Raw genomic sequence first — 24,308 nt, 5'->3', positions numbered from 1 at the left:
GAGGAGCGGTTACTACACCCGTTTTCAAGGATAGGTTTCAAAAACAGGAGCAGAAGCAAGCTTCATTCAAGACCTGCGCTTAATCAACTAGTGCTGCAGCCTCATCTATACCCACTGACACAAGCCTCGACACACCAGGCTCCTGCATAGTAACCCCCATTAAGCGCTCGGCTGCTTCCATAGCAATTTTGTTATGGGTGATATAGATAAACTGAACGCTTTCCGACATTTCTTTAACAAGTTTGGCGTAGCGGCCAACGTTAGCATCGTCTAGCGGTGCGTCTACCTCATCCAACATACAAAAAGGTGCAGGGTTGAGCTGAAAAATGGCGAAAACCAACGACAGTGCCGTTAGCGCCTTTTCACCGCCCGACAGCAGGTGGATGGTGCTATTTTTCTTGCCTGGCGGCCTTGCCATAATGGCTACACCGGTTTCCAGCAAATCATCCCCGGTTAGCGTTAACCAGGCTGCTCCCCCGCCAAATACCCGAGGGAAAAGCGTTTGCAAACCGGTATTAACTTGTTCGAAGGTTTCACGGAAGCGCACTCGCGTTTCCTGGTCAATACGCTTAATCGCCCGCTCTAAGGTTTCTAATGCTTCCGTAAGCTCAGCATGCTGCGCTTCCAAATAATTACGCCGCTCCGCCTGTTGGTCGTATTCTTCGATCGCCGCAAGGTTAATGGCGCCTAAACGGCGAATCTTATCTGACGTGTTTTCCAATCGCTCTTGCCAAGCAGTTTCGCTGGCATCGCTAGGCAAGTGCTCGGCCAACACATTAGGATCATGGCCTAGCTCTGCCAATTGCTCATCCTGGGTAGCCGCTTTAAGCGCCAGCGCTTGAACATCCATTCGACGCTGCTGCAACTGCTCACGACTCTGTTCTAAGTTGCGCTCATGCTGCTGGCGAGCCAGCTCGTCGTTGCGCAGCTGCTCAGCTAATGTCTGAGCCTGCTGACGGGTATCATTAAGACGCCGCTCCTGCTGCTCGCGCTGGTGTAGCAACTCTTCTAACTCTTCAGCAGCCAATTCGTCTGGTTCTACTAGCATTTCCCGTGCTTCTTCTAACTCAGCAATACGTAGCGATAGACGTTCTTCACTATCGCTACTGCGATTTTGCTGGGCACGTAGACTATCCCGTTCAGCCTTTAACCGCTCTCTCTCTAGCGCTAACGACTGTTGCCGCACCTTCATAGGAGCGTGCTGTTGATTTAGCCGGTCGCGCTGCTCTCGCTGGTAGTTGCGATGTTCGGCGCTAGTTTCACGGGCTTCGGCAGCGGCTTCCAACTGCTCCATGGCGGTATGCCAACGGGCACGCTGTTCTTCTAAGGTGAGTGTTAACTCCGCCTCATCCTCTTGTAGCTGGGCGAGCTCATCATCCAGCTCAGTGGCACGACTCTCTAAATGCTCCAAGCGTTGAGCTAGTCGCTGCTCTTTTACCGCCAGCTGTTGAAGCGAAGCCGCGTGGGCTCGCTCTTGCTCGGCCTGCTGTTCGCGGGCTTGCTCTAGCGCTTCAATGGCTTCACTGGCAGCCTCACACTGCTCATCCAGCAACGTTAACGCGTCTTCATCCTGTGTAAGGCGGGCGTCTAATTCATCAAAACGACGGCGTGTAACCAACAATGCATCAACGCCGTCACCATTGGCCTGTTGATGCAGCCAGCCCCGCCCACGCCATACACCTTCTCGGCTGACAACACTCTCTCCGAGCGCTAAATTAGCTAACAGCGCCTCAGCATCTTCGCTCGTTTCTACGAAGTGAATACTTGCTAACCATTCGCTTAATGCACCTGCTCCCGTCACCAGTGAATTCAAGCGCTGTGTTGATGAAATAGGCCGCTCAGTTTGATCAATTAAGCACCAGTCGGTAGCAAGAGCGTTAGGTAGTGCAGTTAATTGATTCTCAGGTACTAAGCGGGCGTTTAGCCATGGCGCAAGCAACCAGGAGATTACTCGCTCCCAGCCAGATGCCACACTGATCGCCTCGCCAAGCCGTGGCGCATCAGCTAAGCCGTGCGCCGCTAACGCAACGCCTAGATCAGGGTCGTGATCTGTCAGGGCGGCATCAATTAACGCCTTTAATGACGCGAGTTCGCCTTGATGTTGGCTGAGCACGGCACGCTGTTGATCACGAGCATGGGTGGCCTGCTGATAAGCGGCTTTGGCATCGCTATAGCGATGCTGCCATTGGTCTCGCTCGGTTTGAAACGCTTTAGCGCGCTGTTCGGCTTCTTCACGCAGGGCTTGGCATTCAGCGTGTTCGTTGCGAAGGTCAGTGATATCTGCTAATTCACCGCGCTGCTGGCGTCGACGCTGATTTTCTGCCTGCATACGCGCTATGCGTTGCTCTAAATCGCGCAACTGGTCTTGGCTACGGTCTGCTTCTCGACTGGCATCACGCCAGTGATTTTCTGCATCAGCCCATTGCTGCTCAGCAGCTTCTAGCGCGGGAGTGGCATCCGCTAGCGTTTGCTCAAGCCCTTCTAACTGCTCTTCAAGGGCTTCATGCTCTGGAAGTAAGTCATCTAAACGGGTCTCTATAGCGACAAGTCGTTCTTGATCCCCTTCACTGATTCTGCGCTGCTCATCAAGGTCGCGCCGCGCCGTTGCTAAATCGCTCGCCAATTGGGCCTCACGACTGCGGCGGTGCGCCTGATCCTGCTCCAGACGGGCAATCCGGGTAGTGGTTTCAAAAAACTGCTGCTGGTGGCGATCAAGAACATCAGCGAGCTCATCGTGCTGCTCGCGCGCTTGCTCTAGACGTGTTTCACACTGTCGTACGCCAAATACGTCTTTCTCAACCGCAATTTCCAGCTCGCGCACTCGGCTTTCTTGGTGAGATTGCTCAGCGCGCAATGTGCGTCCACGCACTAACGCCAACTCGCCTTTTAGCCGGTACTCTTGCTGTTTTAACTCTTGGTAGCGCTTCGCTGCTTCTGCCTGACGCTTAAGGCGTTCGAGCTGTTTGTCCAATTCTTCACGGATATCATCCAGGCGTTCCAAATTTTCCTGGGTACGGCGCATGCGATTTTCAGTTTCCCTACGGCGCTCTTTGTATTTTGAAATACCCGCAGCTTCTTCCAGGGTGGCACGCAAATCGTCTGGGCGCGCTTCAATTAACCGTGAAATCATCCCCTGGCCGATAATAGCGTAAGAGCGTGGCCCTAAACCGGTGCCCATAAACAGATCAGCGATATCTCGCCGACGACACTTTTGTCCGTTAAAGAAGTAATTGGACTGGCCATCGCGAGTGACTAAGCGTTTTACCGCGATTTCTGCGTACTGGGCGTAAACACCGCCCATGCCACCATCACGGTTATCAAATTTGAGTTCGATTGAGGCTTGGCTGATCGGCTTACGGCCGGTGGAACCATTGAAAATAACATCGGCCATCGACTCACCGCGCAGAGTTTTGGCGGAAGACTCCCCCATTACCCAACGCACCGCGTCGATGATATTGGACTTGCCGCAGCCATTTGGCCCAACGATGGCCGTCATGTTGCCATCGAAGGGCACGGTCACCGGATCAACAAAAGACTTGAACCCAACAAGACGAATAGAGGTTAAGCGCATTGCGACCCTTTATGACGACTGCTTGCGTGGTGATATTTATTCAAAAATGCGATTAACAGTAACCGCTGTTGCATCATTTTCACTAATAGGCCCAACGCTAACGCTCTCTACATCTCCGAAAAGATCACCTGGCTGAGGCGTTGCTTGGCCAGAAGATGATACACGCACTATTAGACGCACTTCGCGCACTTGAGAAATCTGTGCGTCAGGCGACATAGCCGCAGTATCATCCAACACAACCGTCATCGGCAGTTCAGATACTTGACCACGAATAACCGCAAGTGGCGGCAGTTCGCCTTCCGTATCCCGGGCGGTAATAAACACGGTGGCATCATCACTTATATTATCGGCCAGTGCTTCGTCTAACGAAACAGTAACTCGCACGCCTTGGCTTTGGGCAGCGTCAACGGCGGCCGTTTCTGGCGCGATCCCTAAACGCTCTTGAGCAACGCGGATACCTTCACGCAATGAGGAGGCTGTGTCAGGGTCTTCGATATTGGCTACAGCGCGACGCCAGCGGTCTATCGCGGTTTCGTAGTTGCCACTATCAAATGCATGAATACCAAGCAAACCGAGCACTGTGGGCTGGCGTGGATCTTGCGCTAGCGTCTCATCGACTAACGACTGCACCTCCGGAGTCAGTTCCCGTTCTGCCATAAAAAAGCGAAGCTGAGCAAGTTGTGCTAGCAATGGAGGAATGCGCCCTTCAATAGCAATTAATCGCTCTAAGGCATCGGCGGCTTTATCAGCCTGACCGGTTTCACGGTAAAGTGGGAACAGTGAACTCCACACATTAGGGTTATTTGGCTGACGCTCGGCTTCAGCTTCCATACGTTCAAGGTACATGGCCAGTGAGCCTTCAGGGTCGTTTTGCACCTCTTGCTGAATAGCGTAAAGCGTCAAGTCTCCTTCCGCACCCTTTTGTTGATACCAAAACGTGCTCGCACCCACGACGGCCACCATGACCAGGGGAACCACCAATCTGCCAGCTGTTGCCGTTTTCAAGGGGCGCTTAGTGCGGGTAGCGGTGTCTTCTAACAGGCTACGCTCTAGCTCCAAACGATCTTCTTTAAAGCGCTCTTCATCGATATCACCACGTTCGTGGGCTGCTTCTAAGGAAGCCAAACGGCGCTTAAAAATTGCGACGTTTTGCTCATCAGCGGTATCGTTGGCTTCAAAGTGACTGAGCTTGTCGCGCAGCGCACGGGCTTCACGCATGGGCGCTACTAATAACCAAAGAGCAGGAAGAAGTAGTAAGGCAATTGCAATCCACAGCGGTGTCATGAAGACCTCTCGCGGTTAATCAGGGCATCCAGGCGGGCTCGTTCTTCGGCGCTAAGCGCTTTTGCTGAGGCGTTTCGACGAGCGCGAACCATCATCACGACGACAATCGCGCCGAGCAGCACTAATCCTATCGGCAACCCCCACAGCAGATAAGTCCGGTTTTCTAAACGCGGGTTATAGAGAATGTATTCTCCAAACCGCTGCACCATGTGATTAACAATCTCGATATCTGACTGACCATCTTGGAGCAGTTGGTAGACACGTTCACGCATATCACCAGAAATTGGCGCATCAGAGTCATCAATGGCTTGGTTCTCGCACAAAGGACAGCGCATTGAAGCCGTTAAGTCGCGGTAACGCTGCTCCATAACAGGATCGTCAAACTCACGTATCTCTATGCCAGCAGCCATAGCACTGCTAGTCAGTGCCAGCAGTGCAACGGTAAGCATTAAGCGTATTAGCGCCATTTTTCCACCTCGGGCAGAATGCGTTCACGAACATCTTCCGGTGACACGTAACCTTTGTGGTGGTAGCGAATGATACCGTCAGCATCAACCAAGAAGGTTTCAGGCGCGCCGTAAACCCCCAAATCAAAGCCAAGGCTGCCGTCAGGATCAAACACATTAACGTCAAAGGGATCTCCGAACTCGCTCAAGAATTCCAACCCTTTTTCGCGGGTATCCCGATAGTTAATGCCGATCATGCGGATTCCTTGGTCGGCTAGCTCCAGCAGCTGCGGCATTTCCTGTTTACAAGCAGGACACCATTCGCCCCATACATTTACCAAGGTAACGTCACCAGTCAACAGCGTTTGATCGACTTGGCGATTCTCATCGCGCAGTGTCGTTGCCTCAAACGCAGGAAACGGTCTAGCCATTAACGCTGAATCACGGTGCGACGGGTCTTGCCCCAACCCCTGGTAAAGAAAGAGTGCGATTCCCAAAAAGCTAATGGGCAGTAGTAAAAGCAACAGCCGACGCTTCATACCGTAGCTTCCTTTGGTGTTACAGCAGTCTCTGTCGTCGCTGCCTTACGGGCAACGATGCGACGGTAGCGCTTATCAAGTACCGCCAAGATGCCGCCGAAAGCCATCAACAACCCACCTAACCATAACCAACGTACAAATGGTTTATATTGGACACGCATGGCGTAGCTACCGTCGCCTAGGTCTTCTCCCATGGCGACATAAAGGTCACGGAATAGCCCTGGACGCAACGCCACCTGGGTCATTGGCATTCCGGTGGCCAAGTAAAGCCGCTTTTCTGGACGCATGACAAAACTGCGCCCTGACTCACCACGCTGAACTTGTATGATGGAGGTATCAGCCAAGAAGTTAGGGCCTCGGCGACTTGTCAATTCCTTCATGGTGAACTGATAGCCTGCCACCTCAACCGTAGTGCCCGGCGACATACGCACATTGCGCTCGATGTTGTAGTTTGAAACAACTGCCACGCCAACGATGGTGACTGCAATACCCACATGCCCAAGTATCATGCCCCAATACGCTAATGACAGCTTACGCAGCCCAGCCATAAAGGAGCTAGCATGGCGGGTTTTATCGAATAGGTCGCGTACGATAGGTAGAACTATCCAAAGTGCCGAAACAATTCCTAAAGAAACCCAAAGATTCCATTCGCCGCCATATAACAAAGGCATAGCAACGCCCAGTAGCAATGCTGCCGCACCAGACAGCCACAGCTTACGCCACAGCTCATTGGCGTTCATGCTTTTCCAGCGTGCAATGGGACCAAGCCCCATGAACATGCACATAAGTACCGTCAGCGGCACAAAAAGCGCATTAAAGTACGGTGGGCCAACGCTGATTTTGCCTAATCCAAGCGAGTCCAGGATTAGCGGATAGACCGTCCCTAACAGCACGGTAACCGTCATAATGACCAGCAAAATATTATTAACTAACAACAACGAATCACGAGATAACCAATTAAACCCAACTTTATGGCTCACTCGGGGAGCACGCAGCGCAAACACCAGTAGTGATAACGTCACCGTAATTGCCAGCAGCATCAAGATAAAAAAGCCGCGAGAGGGGTCGTTAGCAAACGCATGCACGGAGGTCAGCACGCCAGAGCGCACCAGGAACGTACCCATGAGAGACAGTGAGAATGTCGAAATAGCCAGCAGCACCGTCCAGCTTTTAAACGAGCCGCGTTTTTCAGTGACCGCCAACGAGTGCACCAGCGCCGTTCCCGTTAACCAGGGCAGCAATGAGGCGTTTTCAACTGGATCCCAGAACCACCAGCCGCCCCAGCCAAGCTCGTAATAAGCCCACCAACTACCTAGCGCAATGCCTACAGTAAGAAATGCCCAAGCAACATTGGTCCAGGGGCGTGCCCAGCGGGTCCAGGCAGCGTCTAAACGCCCACCTAGCAGCGCGGCAATCGCAAAGGCAAATACCACCGAGAATCCTACATACCCCATATAGAGCATAGGAGGATGCACCACCAAACCGAAGTCCTGCAGCAGCGGATTAAGATCTGCCCCGTCTTGAGGCATATTCGGTAATAGCCGTTCGAAGGGATTGGAGGTCATTAAGATAAACAGCAGGAAGCCAACGCAAACCATCCCCATGATGCCTTGAACTCGCGCCACCATATCGCGGGGCAAATCGCCAGAAAATATCGACGCAGCATACCCCCAACCAGCCAGCATTAAGCTCCATAGCAACACCGACCCCTCATGGTTACCCCACACGGCACTGAACTTGTAATACCAAGGCAACAGCGAATTTGAATTATTGGCAACATTCGCCACGCTGAAATCATCCAGCATGTAACTAGCGGTTAAACATAAATAAGCAATAGCAACGAAGAAGAACTGCCCTGTTGCCATAGGTTTACCATAAGCCATCCATAACGGGCGGCGAGTGGCTGCACCTGCAAGCGGCATCACCGCCTGAACCACTGCCATTAATAGGGCAATGACTAAAGCAAAGTGGCCAATTTCAGGAATCATTTTGATGAACATAAGCGCTCCGAATTCGCATTGGGCATCAGCGTATTATGCTGGCGTTAGCCATTAATAGTCGCTTGCTTGGGGGGTGCCTTGCTGCTCTAGACGCTTACCCACTTCGGCCGCTTTTGCCTGGAAATCCGCCGGGGAGTAGCCAGCCTCTTCCAGCGCTTGCGCTACTTCGGGGGGCATATAGTTTTCATCATGGCGGGCTAAGACTTTATCGGCGTATAGACGTCCATCTGCCTGGAGTTCACCCACCACGACCACGCCCTGCCCCTCGCGGAAAAGATCAGGCAAAATACCGCTGTAATAAACCTCTAAGTCATCGACGTAATCAGTCACGGTAAACTCGACATCCAGACTTTCCGAATCGCGAGAAACAGACCCTTCTTTCACCATGCCTCCCGCTCGAATCTGACGCTCCATGGGAGCATCACCTTGGGCGATTTGTACTGGGCTAAAAAATAAATTGATATTTGAGCGCAGCGCATAAAGCGTTAGACCCACGGCAATCGCGGTTAATGATACTAACCCTAAAATAACAAACAGCTTTTGTTTACGTTTAGGCGTCATTGTGGACGTCCCCTTGAGCAGAGTTAACTGGTACTTGCGCAGGCTGGGAGTGAGTGTCGGTGTTTCCTTGCTCAGCCTTAAGATGGGCGTTTTCGCGTCGTACACGGCGTTTTACCCCTTTTAAGAGTTGGCTACGCTCTTGGCGCGCATGCCAAACTATCACCAGCATTAACAACGCAGTAATGCCCCAGGCAGACCACACATAAGGCCCGTGGCCGCCCATGGCAAAAAATTCATTGAGTGAGGAAAAAGCCATTATTTCACCTCCTCTACTAACGCTTGCACCCAGCGCTTATTGGTCTCTCTACGCAGTATTTCGTTACGGGTACGCATGAGGGTCAACGCAATAAAAAAGCAATAGAAACCCAGTACCATGATGAGCAAGGGTGCCCACATTTCCATAGGCATTGCTGAGCGTCCGGTAATCGTGAACGTTGCTGGCTGGTGCAGGGTGTACCACCAGTCAACTGAATATTTAATAATCGGAATATTAATCACCCCGACCATTGCCAATACTGAAGCTGCCCGTGAACCGCTATCTCGACTGTTAAAAGCACCGCGAAGTGCGATCACCCCTAAATACAAAAACAGTAAAATTAGCATGGATGTTAAGCGGGCATCCCACATCCACCATGTGCCCCAAGTCGGCACTCCCCACACAGCACCTGAAAAAAGTGACACAAATGTCATCGCTGCCCCCAAGGGCGCCATGACGGTAGCGGCCATATCGGCTACTTTGATTTTCCAGACCATGAACACCAGCCCAGAGATTGCCATTGAGACAAAAATAGACTGGGCTAAGAACGCGGCTGGAACGTGCACATAAATAATCCGAAAGCTATTACCCTGCTGGTAATCTGCAGGAGCGAATACTAACCCCCAAACGGTTCCCACCACCAACAGGAGCAACGCTGCTGCCCAGAACCAGGGCTGAAGCTTGGCGCTAATCGAGTAGAACCACTTGGGTGATCTCAGTTTATTAATAAAGGCCCACATGGTGTTTTCGTCCTTTAACCGTTGATACTGATGCGTAGCGAGGCGGCAATAGCCCAAGGTGCTAGCATTAACGAAATCGCTAAAAGTGCGCCTAAAATAGCAAGATGGGCCGCTAGACCATCACCTACAATAGCGGCCTGTACAGCACCTGCGCCAAAAATAAGCACCGGAATATAAAGCGGCAGTACCAGCAGTGATAGCAGCACGCCGCCCCTAGCCAATCCCACCGTCAGTGCCGCGCCAATCGCACCAATCAAGCTGAGGCTTGCGGTACCCAATGCAAGCGATAGCGCCAAAACCACGTAGCTACCCGCAGGAAGGGCCAACATAATGCCTAAAACTGGTGCCATCAGTGCGAGAGGCAAACCGGTCAGCAACCAATGAACGGCAACTTTTGCAAGACTAAGGGCCGCTAGTGGCTGAGGGGCTAACAGTAGCTGCTCTAAACTGCCGTCGTCGTAATCGCTTCTGAACAGACTATCCAGAGACAGCAGGGCTGCCAGCAGCGCCGCGACCCACAGCAATCCAGGTGCTATTTCTGCCAATAGCTGAGGATCAGGTGAAATACCGATCGGAAACAGCGTAATCACTAACGCAAAGAACACCAACGGATTAAGCACTTCACCACGGCGGCGAAGTAAAAGTGTTAAGTCACGCTTAAAGGTAGCTCTGATAGCCACCATTAGACCGCCGGCTGGTGCATGCATCGTCATATCTGGGATGCCTGTCGTAGCGTGTAAGCTGGACAACACTGTCTCCTTTTTTATCCCAGTTGAATGCGTCTAAGCACGGATGATGCGGTTAACTCATGATGCGTCGTCACTAATACACAGCCTCCCGCCTGGGCGTGGGCAACCAGCTGAGCTTCAAGCGCTGCCACTCCATGGCGATCAATTGCTGTAAAAGGTTCATCTAGCACCCAGAGCGCACGCTTCGTTAGCGTTAATCTTGCCAACGCGACACGCCGTTGTTGTCCGGCAGATAACTGTCCGGCTGGCACATCTTCAAAACCAGCTAACCCAACGTCAGCTAATGCTTTTTCGCGCTGAGTCTCACTGCCATTATCGCCACTAAGCGCCTGGTACCAGGCCAAGTTTTCTAGCGGAGAAAGGCCCGCTTTTACGCCCGGTGCGTGTCCTAAATAGAGTAGATTGGCGAGAAAATGTTCACGCACCTCGCGCATTGAAGCGCCATTCCAATAAATCTCGCCATGGTAGTCGCTTAACTGGCCTGAAAGAATTTTCAATAATGTGGTTTTACCGCTCCCATTCGGGCCTTCGATACGAACAATTTCACCACTTTTAATATCAAGATCTAGCCCCTCAAAAAGCCAGCGATCATCACGCTCACAGGCTAGCTGTCGGGCTTGCAGGCAGAGGCTCAAGGATATCTCCAAGCACAGTAATTTTGGGTCGAACTCTACACGGAAAGACCACTTCTCGCCAGTCAGTCTCTGCGGCCTGGGGTCGCAGCGCATCACCAATAGCGCTTACTTAAAAACAGTAGAGAATGCAGACCACTAGCACTGTATGCAAAAACAGGCGTATACTCTAACCACTGTATGGAAAAACACCATTCAAACAAACAGCCATCTGCTCAGTTATACGCTTAGGGAGCGGGCGCTGCATTGGAGAGAACAGCATGACGATGTCAATGCCAACACCCTCGAACACAACTCAACCATCGCTGTTTCAAAAAACGGCAAACGCGCCTAGCCAACCTTTTCCCACTCCCCGCACTACACGACGCAATACGTATGCACTTCGCGTGCAGGGCAACAGAATGCATAGCTATAATCTTTTTGATGGTGATATCGTTATTATTCGTTGTCATCAGCAAGGAAGCCACCAAGAAACCGCCATCGCGATAATTAATCAACAAGAAATTGTCTTAAAACAACTTTCTATTAGTCGCCTTGGCGTTCATTTATGGCCTGCAGATACGACTATTCCTGATGTCTTTCTACGTAACGGTGACATTCAAGCGCTAGGGATGGTGATGGGCGTGGAACGTCACACCAACCAATCTCAGCACCACTGATTCTTCGCCGCTATCTCCATAGGAGTAACGTTTGCGTTATCGGATCCCAGATTTAGCAGCCGGAACATGGCATACCGCCGAGATTGAAGTTGAAAAAAGTCGCTTTCTCACTTGGCTATGTCATGCACCCAATACGGCTGATTTTCATGCATTGCTGCAGGAGGCAAGAACTGCTCATCCCAATGCAAGTCATCACTGTACTGCCTTTATTGCCGGCCCTCCTGGCGAACAAACGCATATAGGTTTCTCTGATGATGGCGAGCCTGGTGGTACTGCGGGCAGGCCCATGTTTCAAGCCTTACAGGGTAGCCATATAGGCGAAATAGGCTGCGTCGTTATCCGCTATTTTGGCGGCACTAAATTAGGGACTGGCGGGCTTGCAAGGGCTTACGCACAGTCGGTTAACGCAGGGATTGAAACGTTACCCACACGCGAAGTTGTCGAACGAGATAATTATCAGCTCCGCATTAGTTTTGCTCACGAGGCAGTAGCGCGCGCCTGGTGTGACGAGCAAAAAGTTCCCGTTCAACAAGCAGAGTACGATAGCGTTGGTGTATGCCTCACGATTGGCTGGCCAAGGGATGAGATCCTCAATCTCGCAACGCTTGAAAACCGACTTAAAACTGCTCTCGATATTCAAAAAGTAACGCTTTAATAAAGCCCTTGATATACCCGACAAAAAAACGCGGCTTACGCGAGCAATTGCTCGGTAAGCCGCGTTTTAGTCACCAACCATCACGTAACAATAGCTGCGTAATGCCTGTTAGCGGGTCTTAGCCTAAATATTTAATCATCACACCCGCCGCGACAGCAGAACCGATAACACCTGCCACATTAGGCCCCATGGCGTGCATTAGCAGGAAGTTGTGTGGGTTAGACTCCAACCCAACCTTATTAGCCACTCGCGCAGCCATCGGAACTGCGGAGACACCCGCGGCACCAATCAGCGGGTTAATCGGCATTTTGCTAACTAGGTTCATTAGCTTCGCCATCAACACGCCTGCGGCGGTACCAATGCCAAATGCAACAATACCCAGGCCTAAGATCCCTAACGTTTCAAACGTTAAAAAGCTTTCGGCCATCAGCTTCGAGCCTACCGACAGCCCTAGGATAATGGTCACAATGTTGATCAGTGCGTTTTGTGCTGTATCCGATAAACGCTCAACCACACCACATTCGCGCATCAAATTACCAAAGCAGAACATCCCTAACAGTGGCGCTGCATCCGGCAAAAAGAGTGCGACCAAGATTAACAGCATCAGCGGGAAAACGATCTTTTCCAGCTTAGATACCGGACGCAGCTGCGTCATGGTGATTTGCCGCTCTTTCTGGGTGGTCAACAGGCGCATAATTGGCGGCTGAATCAGTGGCACAAGAGCCATGTAGGCATAGGCGGCTACGGCAATAGCGCCAAGCAGCTCAGGGGCTAACACACTCGACACGTAAATAGACGTTGGGCCATCTGCACCACCGATGATGCCAATTGCCGCCGCTTGATTCAGCGAGAAGTCCATCACTCCGATCGACGACAGTGCCACCGCACCAAACAATGTGGCAAAAATACCAAACTGAGCAGCCGCCCCCAAAAAGAGCGTACGCGGATTGGCTAATAATGGCCCAAAGTCGGTCATTGCCCCTACGCCCATAAAGATAATCAGCGGGGCAATGCCAGAGGCAATGGCTACGTTATAGAAGCTGTAAAGCATGCCATCGCCATAACCAACATTCATGGCGATATCTTTTGCTGCACGCAACTGATCCGGAGCGGCAGCATCGTGGGCAATTGTTTTCAGCGATTCCCGCCAGGCTTCCACACTGCTCAATGGATCAAGAGTGGCGCCTAACACAGAGGCCATTTGTTGCAGCACTGCTGGCTTAGCCACCTCAATCGCCTGATCGAGCGCTGAAATTGCCAAGCCAGCCTCAGGAATATTGGCAAGAATGCCACCAAACCCAATTGGCACCAGTAGCAGCGGTTCAAACTTCTTATAAATAGCCAAATAGAGCAGACCAAGCCCCACGAAAATCATAACGGCTTGGCCAAACTCAAGGTTATAAAGCCCTGAGCCTTCCCATAAGGTGATTAACTTATCCATTGCCGAATGCCCTTAAAGCTCGATCAGCGAATCACCGACGGCGACACTGTCACCCTCGCTGACGTTAACTTTCGATACGGTACCGGCACTGCTGGCGCGCACTTCGGTTTCCATTTTCATGGCTTCCAAAATAATCACCACATCGCCTTCCGCCACTTGGTCACCAGGACGCACGTTGACTTTGAAGATATTGCCAGCGAGCGGTGCATCGATGCTTTCGCCACTTGCCACAGGCTCTGCTTCTTTAGAGGGCGTAGCGACTTGCTCTTGGACATCGCCTATTTCGCCACCCTCAGACACCTCTACAACGAACGCTTTGCCATTAAGCTTAACGGTGTAGGTTTCCGGCCCACTCGACACTACTGGCGCTTTGCTTTCGGCTTTTGCTGGCACATTAGCGCTTTTCGATTCAGCTGCCTGAGGAACAGGCTCGAAAGCATCAGGATTGTCACGATTCTTAAGGAATTTCAGACCAATTTGTGGGAACAATGCGTACGTCAATACGTCGTCTATTTCCTGCTCGCCGCTAGCAATACGAATGCTGTCTGCACTGGCCTTCTCCTTAAGCTCAGCAGCTAGTCGATCCATTTCTGGCGACAAGTTATCTGCAGGACGGCAGGTGATCGGCTCGCCGCCTTCAAGCACACGTTTTTGCAGCTCAGCATTAAACGGCGCGGGCGCGGAGCCATACTCACCTTTTAATAGTGCCTGCACTTCTTTGGAGATCGACTTGTAACGCTCGCCCATCATCACATTCATTACCGCTTGGGTACCGACAATCTGTGAAGTTGGCGTTACCAGCGGGATAAATCCAAGGTCTTCACGCACACGGGGAATTTCACTCAATACATCATCAAGCTTATCGCCAGCGCCCTGCTCCTTAAGCTGGCCTTCCATGTTGGTAAGCATGCCGCCTGGCACCTGGGCAATCAGAATGCGAGAGTCGATACCGCGCAGCGAGCCCTCGAATGCTGCGTACTTTTTGCGCACTTCGCGGAAATAGCTGGCGATGTCTTCCAATAATTCCAAGTCAAGCCCTGTATCGCGATCAGTATCTTTAAGCATGGCGACCACAGACTCTGTCGGGCTGTGGCCATATGTCATGGACATAGAAGAGATAGCCGTATCGACGTTATCAATACCTGCTTCTACTGCCTTCAAAATGGTCGACGTGGATAGGCCAGTGGTAGCGTGACAGTGCAAATGCACAGGAATCGACAGTTCTTTTTTCAAACGCGTTACAAGATCATAGGCAACGTACGGCGTTAATAGCCCCGCCATATCCTTGATAGCCAGTGAATCTGCGCCCATTGCAGCAATGGTTTTAGCGAGCTCTACCCAGCTATCCAGGGTATGTACCGGGCTAACCGTATAGGAGATAGTGCCTTGTGCATGTCCACCTACTTGGCGAACCGCTTTAATAGCACGCTCAAGATTGCGCGGGTCATTCATCGCGTCAAACACGCGGAACACATCAACCCCGTTAGTCTTAGCGCGCTCTACAAATTTATCAACCACGTCATCAGCATAGTGGCGATAGCCCAATAAGTTTTGGCCGCGCAACAACATTGCTTGAGGGGTATTCGGCATAGCTTCTTTTAATGCCCGAATACGTTCCCAAGGGTCTTCACCCAAATAGCGAATGCATGAATCAAACGTTGCTCCACCCCAGGTCTCTAATGACCAGTAGCCAACGTTGTCGAGTTTTTCGGCAATCGGCAGCATGTCATCAAGACGCAAACGAGTAGCAAACAGCGATTGGTGGGCATCGCGAAGGACAACATCAGTGATTCCCAGAGGACGTTTGGTTTCATTCATGGTCGTGGCTCACAGTTTTTACGTTATGGATTTGTAGTAAATTTAACAAAATAATAGTTAGCTAAGCGGTAGGATAGCTACAAAAGTTGGGGCTTATTTACGGCGTGAAGAACGATAACGATGCACCGCAGCACTAATCACTGCCATCACTTCATCATTCTGACCATTCTGTGCAGAAGATTTTACGCTACCTCTACCGCTTGGTGCCGCAACAGGAGCAGGCTGAAAACGGCCAATCAGTTTTGACATCAGCGTAACGCTAATTACCAAAACCGTAAGAAAAACAAAAACAAACCCCATCCCTAACCCCATAAGAGCTAGCCCTTCTTGGAGCAATTCTGACTCTTGCATACCGCATTCCCCTTGTTTCAAATGCTTATCGGCACACCAATGGCCTCTAAAGGCGCTTGGCGCAGTGAGGCTAATACACTAACCTGCCACATCCAAGATAGATTGCAATCGCGCCATAGTGGAAGTCATGGTTGTTAATTTACTACATAAAGGCAAGATAGGCCTAGCGCCTATGGAAGGCGTCATCGACGCCCTAACGCGTGATCTGCTGACTCAACAGTCAGGTTTTGATTGGGCAGTGACTGAATTTGTCCGGGTGGTTGATGCACGCCTCCCTCCCCGCGTGTTTTATAAACACTGCCCAGAACTGACAGCAGACCGCGTCGCAACACCTAGCGGCGTTCCCGTGCATTTACAGCTTTTAGGGTCTGACCCCGCAGCGCTTGCCAGCAATGCGCAGCAAGCGCTATCGCTGGGAGCCATTAGCGTTGACTTAAACTTTGGCTGCCCTGCCAAATTGGTCAACCGCCATGATGGTGGTGCCTCACTGCTACGCCGGCCAGAGCGCGTCTATGCCGCCGTTAAGGCAGTGGCCGAAGCACTAGACGGCGCCATCCCAGTCACGGCTAAAATTCGCCTTGGCTTTTCTGATCGACGCTTAGCAGTGGCCTGTGCCCAAGCGACAGAAGCTGGCGGTGCTGCGCAGCTAGTTGTGCATGGCCGTACGCGTGACGAAGGCTATCGCCCACCCGCGCACTGGGAGTGGATTGGCAACGTTCGCCGCCATGTATCGATTCCTGTCGTTGCAAATGGCGATATCTGGACGCTGGAAGACTACTGGAAGGCTCGTACATTATCTGGCTGCCAAGACGTCATGCTTGGCCGTAGCGCGCTTTCAGACCCATGGCTTGCTGCTCGGATACGCCACTGGCAACGCACCGGTGAGCGCCTACCCGACACTACCTGGGCCATGCGCGCCAGCGTACTAAGGCAATACGCCAACTTACAGCGGCAGCACTTACCAGAGCGCGTGGTGGTTTCATTAGTCAAACAATGGCTGGCACAAATGCGCCAAGGCAATACTGAAGCTAATCAGCACTTTCAACGCTTAAAGCGTCTTACGGAACTTGATACGCTACTCAATAGCCTAGTTCTCGACACACCTCTCTGCTGCGAGCCCGCATAAATCCTGCACTGCGCGCCCAGCGCATAAAAAAAAGCGCCCTACCGCTGCTTGTGTGCGGGGGCGCTTTAAACGATCACAAGACCCAAGCACGAGCCACTAAGGTCAGGCTAGAAACAAGAAAACCCGCTTTCTATTGAAAGCGGGTTTTTCGAATCTGGCGCGCCCGGGAGGATTCGAACCTCCGACCCCCTGATTCGTAGTCAGGTACTCTATCCAGCTGAGCTACGGGCGCTTAACAGTTTTTAACTTCACACAATGTGAGCAAAAACATAGTAACATCAATAACTTCGGTGTGCAAGTTGGCGCGCCCGGGAGGATTCGAACCTCCGACCCCCTGATTCGTAGTCAGGTACTCTATCCAGCTGAGCTACGGGCGCTTATCCAAATTGGTACTGCTATCTATTGATGTTGCTATATGCAGTTGGCGGAGAGAGAGGGATTCGAACCCTCGATAGGGCTATAAACCCTATACTCCCTTAGCAGGGGAGCGCCTTCAGCCACTCGGCCACCTCTCCTCAACGGCACGGCGCGAATATTACCGATTTTAATGACTGCTGTCCAGCCCTATGCAGATTTTTTTCGCACCGCCCCGCAACTACCGCTTAAACGCCCTGTAATGGGCGTGACACAGACGGCCACTTATTCCGATTCGCTTTCGCTATTGCGCTCACGCTGAATGCGCTGATAGATCTCTTCGCGATGAACCGAAACATCTTTTGGTGCATTAACACCAATACGGACTTGATTACCTTTCACACCTAACACTGTGACGGTGATCTCATCACCGATCATAAGCGTTTCGCCAACACGGCGGGTTAGGATGAGCATGGCTGATCTCCTTCTCAGACGTTTTATACAACGGGATGTGTCCGCTTAAAGCGACACCACACTATTATGCGGCATGGTGTCGCCGCCACCAATGGCTCAAGCCCCTATGACACCTTAACCTCCCGTTGAAAGAAAGCTCACCACCACACGGCAGTAAGTACTCTTCAGCGTAGAAGGTTTGATGCTTAATTGTTATTCAGATTCGATATCAGACTTATCCAAACCGAATGCTTTGTGTAAGGCGTTAACTGCTAGCTCCATATGCTTTTCATCAATAACGACGGAAATTTTAATTTCCGACGTAGAAACCATACGAATATTGACGTTCTCATCGGCCAGCACGCGGAACATTTTAGAGGCAACACCGGCATGTGAACGCATACCAACCCCTACAAGCGATACTTTGGCAATATTGTCATCGCCGCGTAGCTCGCCGCCACCCAAATCAGGAATTACGGTTTCTTCAAGCAATTTCTTGGTTGCTTTGTAATCGCCTTTGGCAACAGTAAAGGTGAAGTCGGTGTAATCACCAGCAGGTGCCACGTTTTGAACAATCATATCGACTTCGATGTTGGCATCGGCGATAGGTCCCAGGATACGCGACGCCACACCCGGCACATCAGGCGTATTCAACAGGGTTAATTTAGCTTCATTTTTAGTAAAAGCGATACCGGAGATTAGCGGTTCTTCCATAGAGTCCTCGTCTTGGTCTGCGTCTGCAACAATTAGGGTGCCGGGGCCATCTTCAAAGCTCGACAGCACGCGAAGTGGTACGTTGTACTTACCAGCAAATTCGACGGCGCGAATCTGTAGAACTTTGGAGCCTAGGCTTGCTAGCTCAAGCATTTCTTCTACGGTAATGCTCTCAAGACGCTGAGCTTTGGAACACACGCGAGGGTCAGTGGTGTAAACACCATCCACGTCGGTGTATATCTGACACTCATCAGCACCTAGCGCTGCAGCAAGCGCAACACCTGTTGTATCTGAGCCACCACGCCCAAGCGTTGTAATATTGCCGTCTTCATCAACGCCTTGGAACCCAGCGACTACTACCACTTTACCTTCATCAAGGTCAGCTTTAAGGTCATCGGTTTCAATGCGCTGAATACGCGCTTTGGTATAAGCGCTATCGGTGTGAATGCCGACTTGGGCACCCGTATGGGAAGTGGCAGAAACACCAATTTGCTGAAGCGCCATTGCCAACAATGAAATCGTCACCTGCTCACCGGTCGAGAGCAGCATGTCCATTTCGCGCGGTGCTGGGTCTTCATTGATTGCGTTTGCCATATCGGTCAGGCGGTTGGTCTCTCCGCTCATCGCTGATACCACCACGACAACTTGGTGGCCTTGATCGCGAAAGCCTTTAACCTTTTCCGCCACGGCCTTGATACGGTCGACAGAGCCCACCGAGGTGCCGCCGAACTTCTGTACGTATAATGCCATATGCCGTTTTTTCCTATAGGTTCGGGAATGGAGGGTGAGTGTTGTTATTGCTATTTAACAAAAAGGCCGGTAGCACAGATAGTGCCACCGGCCTTTTTAATTAGCTAAGCGTATTTTCCAACCAAGCCGGCACACTGCTTAATGCCGCCGGCAAGGCATCGGGTAAACTGCCCCCCGCTTGAGCCATATCGGGACGGCCACCACCTTTACCGCCCACCTGCGAAGCGACATGATTGACTAATTCACCTGCCTTAACGCGGCCTACTAAGTCTTGGGTAACACCGGCAATTAGGCTCACTTTACCTGCCGCTGCATCCGCAACTCCAAGCAAGATGACGCCAGAGCCAAGCTTGTTTTTCAACTGATCAAGTACGCCACGTAAATCTTTACCGGAAACACCCTCAAGCTGGGTGACCAGTAAATTAACACCATTAATTTCCTGCACTTGGTTAAGCATGTCACTGCCCGCAGCGCTTACCAGCTTTGCTTTCAGTTGCTCAAGCTCTTTTTCCAGTGCGCGGTTACGCTCAACCAGTGATTCGACCCGTGCTTCGACTTGCTCGGGTTTGGTTTTTAGTCGCTCACCTAACCGTTGAACACGGGCCTCCTGCTCACGGAAATAAGTTAGCGCATTCTCACCGGTAATCGCTTCAATACGACGCACGCCGGAAGCGATACCGACTTCGCTCACCACATGGCAACACCCAATATCGCCACTACGTTTTACGTGGGTACCACCACATAGCTCGATAGAGAAGTCATCAGCTCCAATGGTCAATACTCGAACGTTATCGGCATATTTTGCCTCAAACAACGCAGCCGCCCCTTTAGCTTTCGCTTCTGCTAGGCTCATCTGCTCTGTTTTGGTCGGAGCATTCGCTAAGATTTGCTCATTTACCAGTCGTTCTACTTCTGCCAACTGCTCAGCAGTCATTGGCTCGAAGTGGCTAAAGTCGAAGCGCAGACGCTCAGCATTAACTAGCGAGCCTTTCTGCTGAACGTGGTCACCCAGCACCATGCGCAGTGCTTTGTGTAGCAAGTGAGTCGCTGAGTGATTACGGATGGTGGCGCCACGCAAGCTTGCATCCACCTCACCCCGGACGTTTGCGCCAACGCTCAGCGCGCCCTCTACCATAATCCCTTGGTGAAGGTGGTGACCACGCTGCTTCTGTGTGTCGGTGACCTGGAAGCGACCGCCCTCAACGTATAAGTAACCAGTATCGCCTACCTGCCCACCCGATTCGCCATAGAAAGGAGTACGATCCAGTACAACAGTGCCTTTCTGCCCCGCTTCCAAGGCAGCTAATGCATTGCCTTCGCTGTCCACGATGGCAGTGACTGTCGCTTGGTCAGCCAGGAGCTCGTAGCCAGTGAACTGGGTTTCGCCTTCCAGTTCGATAGCAGCGCTGTAGTCTGCACCAAACTGGCTAGCCGCTCGCGCCCGCTCGCGCTGCGCTTCTAACTCACGCTGGAAACCGGCTTCATCTAAGGTAACTTCGCGCTCGCGACAAACATCCGCGGTCAAGTCGAAGGGGAAACCGTAGGTATCGTAAAGTTTGAAGACGGTTTCGCCTGGCAGCACGCCACCTTGCAGCTCTTCAAGCGCTTGATTCAATAAACCCATACCGTGATCGAGCGTGCGTGCAAACTGCTCTTCTTCTTTAAGCAGCACGCGGCCTATCTGATCGCTGGCATCGCGCAGCTCAGGATAGGCATCACCCATTTCGGCATCCAGCGCGGTTACCAACTTATGGAAAAACGGCTCAGAAGCGCCAAGCTTATGCCCGTGGCGAATTGCTCGGCGGATAATACGGCGCAACACATAGCCACGCCCTTCGTTAGAAGGCAATACGCCGTCTGCGATCAAAAAGGCACAAGAGCGAATATGGTCCGCAATAACGCGTAGCGACGGCGTTGTAGTGTCCCCATGACCGGTCGCTTCGGCAGCCGCTTTAAGCAGGTTTTGGAACAGATCAATCTCGTAGTTGGAGTGAACGCCCTGCATAACGGCAGCCACTCGCTCCAGCCCCATCCCCGTATCAATGGAAGGTTTGGGCAGCGGATTCAATGTTCCAGCGGCATCACGGTCGAACTGCATGAACACAAGGTTCCAGATTTCGATATAGCGATCGCCATCTTCTTCAGGACTACCAGGCGGTCCACCCCATACGTCGGGACCATGATCGAAAAAGATTTCAGAGCTAGGACCACAAGGACCAGTGTCACCCATTTGCCAGAAATTATCTTCATCAAGCTTTGAGAAACGCTCAGGATCAATGCCGATTTCATCTTTCCAAATGCGCTCTGCTTCGTCGTCACTAATATGCACTGTTACCCAAAGTTTCTCTTTGGGCAGGCCTAGCGTTTCCGTTAGGAATGTCCAGGCAAAGCGAATCGCTTCACGCTTGAAGTAATCACCAAAACTAAAATTACCCAACATTTCGAAAAACGTATGGTGACGCGCGGTGTAACCAACGTTATCTAGATCGTTGTGCTTACCGCCAGCGCGCACACAACGCTGAGCAGAGGTAGCACGCACATAGGAACGCGGGTCGCGGCCAAGAAAAACGTCTTTAAAGGGCACCATGCCTGCATTGGTGAAGAGCAGTGTCGGGTCGTTGCCCGGCACAAGAGAGCTAGTGGGCACAACCGTATGCCCCTGCTTTTCAAAAAAAGATAAAAAGGCCTGTCTGATCTCTGCGCTTTTCATAGGGTATCCGTGACAAGAAAGCATGATGCCCCAGGGCGCTGTCGCCGCCACCCGCTGGGGTCGCAAAGGGAGCATTATAACGCAGTTGTCAAACGACTAAAGCCGCAGTTAGTGGCAGAACGAAAACAGATGGCGAAATAGCAATGGGAAGTGACTGACAGAAAGGACTGACCAAAAGAAATTACAAGCAGGATAGCGCGTAGCGTATCTGCTCAAAATCAAAGCCACGAGTGGCAAGAAAGCGCTCACGCTTAGCACGATCCTTGGGCGTTTCGCCTAGTGTAGTAAAACGTCGAGCCAAGGTATCACGGGCTAACTCAAACCAGTCCACAGCTTCTTGCTCTTCTACGTTTTCCAAAGCCGTCACTGACGTTTCTTTATCTACGCCACGCTGACGCAGCTCGCCTTTAATACGAATAAGACCTTGTCCGCGAAGAATACGCGAACGTATAAAGCTTTCGGCAAAGCGCTCATCAGACTGCAAACTCTGCTCTTGCAACGCGTCTAGACAAGCAGCAATAGCATCCGCTTGAAAGGATCTTTGCTGCAATTTACGCGTTAGCTCAGCGCGAGAGTACTCGCGCCGAGCTAATAGTTGAACGGCAACTTCACGTGGCGTTAACTCACCACTGGAAGAAAACATATCGCTCACTCAGTGTAGAGAACAGCATCCTAAAACAGCTTATAGCAAGTCGTCATCACTATCAGCAACTGCGTCTGCCGCGGGCGCTGTCTCTTCTTTTTTAGGATCAGGCTTCGCCAACAACTGTTCGCGAATTTGGGTTTCAATCTCAAGCATAATATCAGGATGCTCTTCCAGATATAGCGCCGAGTTTGCCTTACCCTGGCCAATTTTCTTACCTTTGTAGCTGTACCACGCGCCCGCTTTATCTACCAAGCCACACTGAACGCCCAGGTCGATTACCTCGCCGGCATGGTAAATACCTTTGCCGTAAAGAATCTGGAACTCCGCCTGACGGAAGGGGGGGGCAACCTTGTTTTTAACTACTTTGACACGGGTTTCGTTACCCGTGACTTCATCACCCGATTTTACAGAGCCGGTACGACGGATGTCTAAACGTACGCTTGCATAGAATTTAAGCGCGTTACCGCCGGTCGTCGTTTCGGGCGAACCGAACATCACGCCGATTTTCATGCGAATCTGGTTAATAAACACCACTAAGCAGTTGGCGTTTTTAATATTACCGGTAATTTTGCGCAATGCTTGAGACATTAAGCGTGCTTGAAGACCAACGTGGGAGTCGCCCATCTCGCCTTCTATTTCAGCACGCGGGGTTAATGCCGCCACGGAGTCAATCACAATCACATCAACACCGCCGGACCGTACCAACATATCGGTAATTTCCAGCGCTTGCTCACCGGTATCAGGCTGGGAAACCAGCAAGTCGTCCAGATTAACACCGAGCTTTTCTGCATAGCTTGGGTCCAGAGCATGCTCTGCATCGACAAACGCACATACTTTGCCCTGCTTTTGCGCTTGCGCAATAACTGACAGGGTCAAGGTTGTTTTACCTGATGACTCTGGGCCAAAAATTTCGCATACGCGTCCATACGGCAGGCCACCAATGCCAAGTGCAATATCAAGCCCCAATGAACCAGTGGAGACAGACGGCATCACCACGCGCGGTGCATCGCCAAGGCGCATAACAGTTCCTTTACCAAACTGGCGATCAATTTGGCTAAGTGCAGCATTTAGCGCTTTGGTGCGGTTGTCATCCTGAGCCATGCAGAAATTCCTCATTACAAACTGTATAATTAGCCAGTAGTATGCCAAAGATTAGCGGTTAAACAAATCCTCAGCACTATATTTAATGTTTATTTCTTTTCCTTGTCTTTCGCCTGAGCCATCAAGCGAGCAACCAGCCCTGCCAATGCTTCACGCACGGCCTGCTCGCGCACGGCCTGCCGATCACCATAAAAGTGGAAGCATGCTGCTTGCTGACTTTCCGCACTACCCCAAGAAAGCCATACGGTACCCACAGGCTTCTCTGGGCTACCACCATCGGGGCCTGCCACTCCACTGACTGCAACAGCTAAGCTAGCGCCACTGTCTATACAAGCGCCTTTAACCATCGCATTTACTACCTGTTCGCTGACTGCGCCATGGGCTTCAATAACAGCCTCAGGCACTTTCAACATACGCGTTTTAGCGGCATTGGAGTAGGTCACGTAGCCCGCTGTAAAATACGCTGAGCTACCCGCTACAGAGGTAATCGCGCTGGCAATCCCACCGCCGGTGCAGGACTCTGCCGTGGAAACGTCAACCCCAAGCTGCTGGCACAGCTTTCCCAACCGCTGAGCAAGCAGTGATAGGTCAAGATTCTTGAGGCTTGAAACGCTAGGTGCCATGGTGACTCCTTCATGTGAGACCTTAGTTCAGCGTAGAATACCGTGTTTAACTTTCTCAAAGAAATTGCTCAAAGAAATTGCTCAAAGAAATTGCTCAAAGAAATCGCTTAAAGTAACTGCCAAAGAACA

The 24,308-nt window shown here is 51.5% G+C and carries 22 protein-coding genes and 3 tRNA genes; 3 read left to right on the top strand and 22 right to left on the bottom strand.

Translation table 11 applies throughout. The annotated features are described in order from the left end of the window. Positions 1-79: 79 nt before the first annotated feature. The 10 genes from smc to ccmA are packed head-to-tail and all read right to left on the bottom strand — an operon-like array spanning position 80 to position 10,781. Positions 80-3,571, bottom strand: a complete 3,492-nt coding sequence (smc, locus tag CR46_RS0102195) for a chromosome segregation protein SMC (RefSeq protein ID WP_030069708.1) — start codon at positions 3,569-3,571, stop codon at positions 80-82. A 36-nt stretch (positions 3,572-3,607) separates the two neighbouring features. Continuing rightward, the gene (ccmI, locus tag CR46_RS0102190) at positions 3,608-4,855 is read right to left on the bottom strand and encodes a c-type cytochrome biogenesis protein CcmI (protein ID WP_030069705.1); all 1,248 of its coding nucleotides are present in this window, start codon (positions 4,853-4,855) and stop codon (positions 3,608-3,610) included. Beyond that, positions 4,852-5,322 carry a cytochrome c-type biogenesis protein gene (locus CR46_RS0102185; protein ID WP_030069703.1) on the bottom strand — a complete coding sequence of 157 codons (471 nt, stop codon included), beginning with the start codon at positions 5,320-5,322 and terminating at the stop codon, positions 4,852-4,854. The genes ccmI and CR46_RS0102185 overlap by 4 nt, the downstream gene beginning before the upstream one ends. Continuing rightward, the gene (locus tag CR46_RS0102180; RefSeq protein ID WP_030069701.1) at positions 5,313-5,840 is read right to left on the bottom strand and encodes a DsbE family thiol:disulfide interchange protein; all 528 of its coding nucleotides are present in this window, start codon (positions 5,838-5,840) and stop codon (positions 5,313-5,315) included. Before CR46_RS0102180 ends, CR46_RS0102185 begins: the two co-directional genes overlap by 10 nt. After that, positions 5,837-7,840 carry a heme lyase CcmF/NrfE family subunit gene (locus tag CR46_RS0102175; RefSeq protein ID WP_030069699.1) on the bottom strand — a complete coding sequence of 668 codons (2,004 nt, stop codon included), beginning with the start codon at positions 7,838-7,840 and terminating at the stop codon, positions 5,837-5,839. The genes CR46_RS0102180 and CR46_RS0102175 overlap by 4 nt, the downstream gene beginning before the upstream one ends. A 51-nt stretch (positions 7,841-7,891) precedes the next feature. Continuing rightward, positions 7,892-8,401 (bottom strand): cytochrome c maturation protein CcmE, encoded by a 510-nt coding sequence (gene ccmE / locus CR46_RS0102170; protein WP_030069696.1) that lies wholly within the window; start codon positions 8,399-8,401, stop codon positions 7,892-7,894. After that, the gene (ccmD, locus tag CR46_RS0102165) at positions 8,391-8,657 is read right to left on the bottom strand and encodes a heme exporter protein CcmD (protein ID WP_030069694.1); all 267 of its coding nucleotides are present in this window, start codon (positions 8,655-8,657) and stop codon (positions 8,391-8,393) included. The genes ccmE and ccmD overlap by 11 nt, the downstream gene beginning before the upstream one ends. After that, a complete protein-coding gene (locus tag CR46_RS0102160) occupies positions 8,657-9,397 on the bottom strand; it encodes a heme ABC transporter permease (protein ID WP_030069692.1) in 741 nt (246 codons plus the stop codon). The genes ccmD and CR46_RS0102160 overlap by 1 nt, the downstream gene beginning before the upstream one ends. A 14-nt stretch (positions 9,398-9,411) precedes the next feature. Beyond that, entirely contained in the window at positions 9,412-10,110 is a 699-nt protein-coding gene (gene ccmB / locus CR46_RS0102155; RefSeq protein ID WP_030069690.1) for a heme exporter protein CcmB, read from the bottom strand. Between the two features lie 50 nt (positions 10,111-10,160). Beyond that, on the bottom strand, positions 10,161-10,781 hold the full coding sequence (gene ccmA / locus CR46_RS0102150) for a cytochrome c biogenesis heme-transporting ATPase CcmA (protein ID WP_030069688.1): 621 nt from the start codon (positions 10,779-10,781) through the stop codon (positions 10,161-10,163). Between the two features lie 257 nt (positions 10,782-11,038). Here ccmA and CR46_RS18510 point away from each other — a divergent pair, with 257 nt between their 5' ends. Both CR46_RS18510 and CR46_RS0102140 read left to right on the top strand, forming a co-directional pair. Further along, positions 11,039-11,437, top strand: a complete 399-nt coding sequence (locus CR46_RS18510) for a LexA family protein (RefSeq protein ID WP_030069687.1) — start codon at positions 11,039-11,041, stop codon at positions 11,435-11,437. A 31-nt stretch (positions 11,438-11,468) separates the two neighbouring features. Beyond that, entirely contained in the window at positions 11,469-12,092 is a 624-nt protein-coding gene (locus CR46_RS0102140; RefSeq protein ID WP_030069686.1) for an IMPACT family protein, read from the top strand. A gap of 118 nt (positions 12,093-12,210) precedes the next feature. Here the strand turns inward: CR46_RS0102140 and CR46_RS0102135 are convergent, their stop codons facing one another. From CR46_RS0102135 to CR46_RS0102125, 3 genes are all read right to left on the bottom strand, one after another. Beyond that, positions 12,211-13,533 (bottom strand): sodium ion-translocating decarboxylase subunit beta, encoded by a 1,323-nt coding sequence (locus tag CR46_RS0102135; RefSeq protein ID WP_030069684.1) that lies wholly within the window; start codon positions 13,531-13,533, stop codon positions 12,211-12,213. A 12-nt stretch (positions 13,534-13,545) separates the two neighbouring features. Next, positions 13,546-15,351, bottom strand: coding sequence for a sodium-extruding oxaloacetate decarboxylase subunit alpha (oadA, locus tag CR46_RS0102130; RefSeq protein WP_030069683.1), 1,806 nt, complete (start codon positions 15,349-15,351; stop codon positions 13,546-13,548). Between the two features lie 93 nt (positions 15,352-15,444). Beyond that, entirely contained in the window at positions 15,445-15,702 is a 258-nt protein-coding gene (locus CR46_RS0102125) for an OadG family protein (protein ID WP_030069681.1), read from the bottom strand. Between the two features lie 127 nt (positions 15,703-15,829). Here CR46_RS0102125 and CR46_RS0102120 point away from each other — a divergent pair, with 127 nt between their 5' ends. Continuing rightward, positions 15,830-16,828, top strand: coding sequence for a tRNA dihydrouridine synthase (locus tag CR46_RS0102120; protein WP_232222327.1), 999 nt, complete (start codon positions 15,830-15,832; stop codon positions 16,826-16,828). Positions 16,829-16,983: 155 nt separating this feature from the next. On the opposite strand, the gene CR46_RS0102115 is transcribed toward CR46_RS0102120, so the two are convergent. The 9 genes from CR46_RS0102115 to CR46_RS0102075 all read right to left on the bottom strand — a co-directional run bounded on the left by CR46_RS0102115 (position 16,984) and on the right by CR46_RS0102075 (position 24,179). Further along, positions 16,984-17,060: transfer RNA gene (locus CR46_RS0102115), tRNA-Arg, on the bottom strand. Between the two features lie 68 nt (positions 17,061-17,128). Further along, positions 17,129-17,205, bottom strand: a tRNA-Arg gene (locus tag CR46_RS0102110). A gap of 45 nt (positions 17,206-17,250) precedes the next feature. Continuing rightward, a tRNA-Ser gene (locus tag CR46_RS0102105) sits at positions 17,251-17,343 on the bottom strand. 124 nt (positions 17,344-17,467) lie between these two features. Next, positions 17,468-17,656 carry a carbon storage regulator CsrA gene (gene csrA, locus CR46_RS0102100; protein WP_030069677.1) on the bottom strand — a complete coding sequence of 63 codons (189 nt, stop codon included), beginning with the start codon at positions 17,654-17,656 and terminating at the stop codon, positions 17,468-17,470. Between the two features lie 192 nt (positions 17,657-17,848). Further along, positions 17,849-19,099: an aspartate kinase gene (locus tag CR46_RS0102095; protein WP_030069675.1), complete on the bottom strand. Its 1,251-nt coding sequence runs from the start codon at positions 19,097-19,099 to the stop codon at positions 17,849-17,851. A 100-nt stretch (positions 19,100-19,199) separates the two neighbouring features. Continuing rightward, positions 19,200-21,809: an alanine--tRNA ligase gene (gene alaS, locus CR46_RS0102090; protein ID WP_030069673.1), complete on the bottom strand. Its 2,610-nt coding sequence runs from the start codon at positions 21,807-21,809 to the stop codon at positions 19,200-19,202. Between the two features lie 181 nt (positions 21,810-21,990). After that, entirely contained in the window at positions 21,991-22,452 is a 462-nt protein-coding gene (locus CR46_RS0102085) for a regulatory protein RecX (protein WP_030069671.1), read from the bottom strand. Positions 22,453-22,491: 39 nt separating this feature from the next. Beyond that, entirely contained in the window at positions 22,492-23,556 is a 1,065-nt protein-coding gene (gene recA, locus CR46_RS0102080; RefSeq protein ID WP_030069669.1) for a recombinase RecA, read from the bottom strand. A gap of 89 nt (positions 23,557-23,645) precedes the next feature. Next, positions 23,646-24,179 (bottom strand): CinA family protein, encoded by a 534-nt coding sequence (locus tag CR46_RS0102075; protein ID WP_030069667.1) that lies wholly within the window; start codon positions 24,177-24,179, stop codon positions 23,646-23,648. Positions 24,180-24,308 lie beyond the last annotated feature (129 nt).

The sequence above is a fragment of the Vreelandella neptunia genome, assembly GCF_000712975.1.
GTDB lineage: Bacteria > Pseudomonadota > Gammaproteobacteria > Pseudomonadales > Halomonadaceae > Vreelandella > Vreelandella qaidamensis.
The sequence above is the reverse complement of the archived record's forward strand: the minus strand, read 5'-3'. Positions and strand labels throughout refer to the sequence as shown.

What these genes read in the sequence shown, in the direction of transcription:
- CR46_RS0102135 (WP_030069684.1), bottom strand. Translation starts at nt 13,533, where the DNA reads ATGGATAAGTTAATCACCTTATGGGAAGGCTCAGGGCTTTATAACCTT.
- CR46_RS0102120 (WP_232222327.1), top strand. Translation starts at nt 15,830, where the DNA reads ATGGTTGTTAATTTACTACATAAAGGCAAGATAGGCCTAGCGCCTATG.
- CR46_RS0102095 (WP_030069675.1), bottom strand. Translation starts at nt 19,099, where the DNA reads ATGGCATTATACGTACAGAAGTTCGGCGGCACCTCGGTGGGCTCTGTC.
- ccmE (WP_030069696.1), bottom strand. Translation starts at nt 8,401, where the DNA reads ATGACGCCTAAACGTAAACAAAAGCTGTTTGTTATTTTAGGGTTAGTA.
- CR46_RS0102175 (WP_030069699.1), bottom strand. Translation starts at nt 7,840, where the DNA reads ATGTTCATCAAAATGATTCCTGAAATTGGCCACTTTGCTTTAGTCATT.
- CR46_RS0102185 (WP_030069703.1), bottom strand. Translation starts at nt 5,322, where the DNA reads ATGGCGCTAATACGCTTAATGCTTACCGTTGCACTGCTGGCACTGACT.
- ccmI (WP_030069705.1), bottom strand. Translation starts at nt 4,855, where the DNA reads ATGACACCGCTGTGGATTGCAATTGCCTTACTACTTCTTCCTGCTCTT.
- CR46_RS0102160 (WP_030069692.1), bottom strand. Translation starts at nt 9,397, where the DNA reads ATGTGGGCCTTTATTAATAAACTGAGATCACCCAAGTGGTTCTACTCG.
- CR46_RS0102125 (WP_030069681.1), bottom strand. Translation starts at nt 15,702, where the DNA reads ATGCAAGAGTCAGAATTGCTCCAAGAAGGGCTAGCTCTTATGGGGTTA.
- csrA (WP_030069677.1), bottom strand. Translation starts at nt 17,656, where the DNA reads ATGCTCATCCTAACCCGCCGTGTTGGCGAAACGCTTATGATCGGTGAT.
- alaS (WP_030069673.1), bottom strand. Translation starts at nt 21,809, where the DNA reads ATGAAAAGCGCAGAGATCAGACAGGCCTTTTTATCTTTTTTTGAAAAG.
- recA (WP_030069669.1), bottom strand. Translation starts at nt 23,556, where the DNA reads ATGGCTCAGGATGACAACCGCACCAAAGCGCTAAATGCTGCACTTAGC.
- ccmD (WP_030069694.1), bottom strand. Translation starts at nt 8,657, where the DNA reads ATGGCTTTTTCCTCACTCAATGAATTTTTTGCCATGGGCGGCCACGGG.
- CR46_RS0102085 (WP_030069671.1), bottom strand. Translation starts at nt 22,452, where the DNA reads ATGTTTTCTTCCAGTGGTGAGTTAACGCCACGTGAAGTTGCCGTTCAA.
- CR46_RS0102075 (WP_030069667.1), bottom strand. Translation starts at nt 24,179, where the DNA reads ATGGCACCTAGCGTTTCAAGCCTCAAGAATCTTGACCTATCACTGCTT.
- oadA (WP_030069683.1), bottom strand. Translation starts at nt 15,351, where the DNA reads ATGAATGAAACCAAACGTCCTCTGGGAATCACTGATGTTGTCCTTCGC.
- CR46_RS18510 (WP_030069687.1), top strand. Translation starts at nt 11,039, where the DNA reads ATGACGATGTCAATGCCAACACCCTCGAACACAACTCAACCATCGCTG.
- smc (WP_030069708.1), bottom strand. Translation starts at nt 3,571, where the DNA reads ATGCGCTTAACCTCTATTCGTCTTGTTGGGTTCAAGTCTTTTGTTGAT.
- ccmB (WP_030069690.1), bottom strand. Translation starts at nt 10,110, where the DNA reads ATGACGATGCATGCACCAGCCGGCGGTCTAATGGTGGCTATCAGAGCT.
- CR46_RS0102180 (WP_030069701.1), bottom strand. Translation starts at nt 5,840, where the DNA reads ATGAAGCGTCGGCTGTTGCTTTTACTACTGCCCATTAGCTTTTTGGGA.